The 1,397-nt window shown below is 34.8% G+C and carries 1 protein-coding gene; it reads right to left on the bottom strand.

The annotated features are described in order from the left end of the window. Positions 1–822 precede the first annotated feature (822 nt). Positions 823–1,203 (bottom strand): PBECR3 domain-containing polyvalent protein, encoded by a 381-nt coding sequence (locus SMIDD26_RS05915; protein WP_061439466.1) that lies wholly within the window; start codon positions 1,201–1,203, stop codon positions 823–825. Between the last annotated feature and the right edge of the window lie 194 nt (positions 1,204–1,397).

Genomic DNA, 1,397 nt, shown 5'->3' with positions numbered 1-1,397 from the left:
ATATTTTTTTATCCATGAATCTATTATACCACAAGCTAATATTATTCAAATTATCTCTTACAATTTTAAAACATAAGTTGGGGAATAGATTTATATTCTATAGTGCAATAACTTGTACTTAGAGAGCATTGCCACCTTTTTTAACCAATCCATGACATCAAAAGTATTTAATGGATCAGACATAATAGCCAGTTCTGGAAGATGTTCCTGACCTGGAATAACACATTGACTTTTCAAATTTTTATAATTAATTCCTTTCGTTTCACTCAAGGCACAACACAGAATGAAAAAGTGTTGTGCTCTTTATTTTGTTTTATAATAATAGTGAGAAAGCCTATCACTACTACAAATCACGGGAAGGTGAATAAGTGAGTGGTATAGCTACTACCTCGCATATTTATAGGTGTCATTCTTTCCATCAAGCACAACTAACGGTGACTAGGAGCACGTAAACTTATAATTGAATAAGCGACTCGTTTGTGAAAGGATAGTCAAGGGATAGGCAGACTCAAATTTGGTGAAGGGAGACCCTCGTGTTAAAAATTATTTATCCTAATTGTTGTGGTGAAGAATAGGATTTAGATTGCTGTTTCTAATCGTTCAAAATGCATGTTTTTGAGAAATAAAAAAAATCGCAAGCCTGAGCCTGCGGTGGGGATAATCTTTTTTGAAATTTTTAAACAAAAAAGGAGCATTTAAGCTCCCTCCTTTGAAATAACGGACACTTGGCTGGTCGGTGTACCCAGCATCTCAGATACCTTTTTCAAGGTGCGGCAGGAACCTTTCTGCCCTCAAATGTCTTTCGTTAATGTTATTCTAGCACTATCTACTTTTTTTGTCAAGCTTTCTCAATCTACCAGACTTAATACGACTTTGTAACTTGAAATCTTGTAAGCGATACATGGTCGGAACATAAAAGAAATCGCCACTTTTATGTAACTTGATGGCAACAAGAACATTATCATCAAATCTTTTAACATATTCAAAACTAGCATCTTTCTCTCGTGGATTGACCCCAACGAAATCTGGATTACTTAGTATGAGTTCCAGATCTTCGATATGATGAATCACATCATTGTGATGGCGTTTTATCATATGGCTTCTCAAACCGTCTTTGTTGACTTTTATGTCGCTCGCTCCAAGAACAATATTAAAAATTTCTTTTACTTCGTCGGTCACCTGACCGATTTTTTCGTGTTCCATCATTTCCTCCGTTATTCCACAACTATTATATCACAATCATGGTGTATATTAGGATATATCAAGCTCTATTATTCGTTAGATACTCAATTTTAACTTTTCCCTTTTCCTCAAAATAATAGTATAATAGAGGTAGAATTTAGAATCGAGGTACACCTATGGCTGTAAAATTTACAAAACGAGACGACTTGGACAAG

Source organism: Streptococcus mitis, assembly GCF_001579035.1.
Lineage (GTDB): Bacteria > Bacillota > Bacilli > Lactobacillales > Streptococcaceae > Streptococcus > Streptococcus mitis_J.
Note: the sequence above shows the minus strand (reverse complement) of the source record. Positions and strands in the feature narration are given on the sequence as shown.

What these genes read in the sequence shown, in the direction of transcription:
- SMIDD26_RS05915 (WP_061439466.1), bottom strand. Translation starts at nt 1,203, where the DNA reads ATGGAACACGAAAAAATCGGTCAGGTGACCGACGAAGTAAAAGAAATT.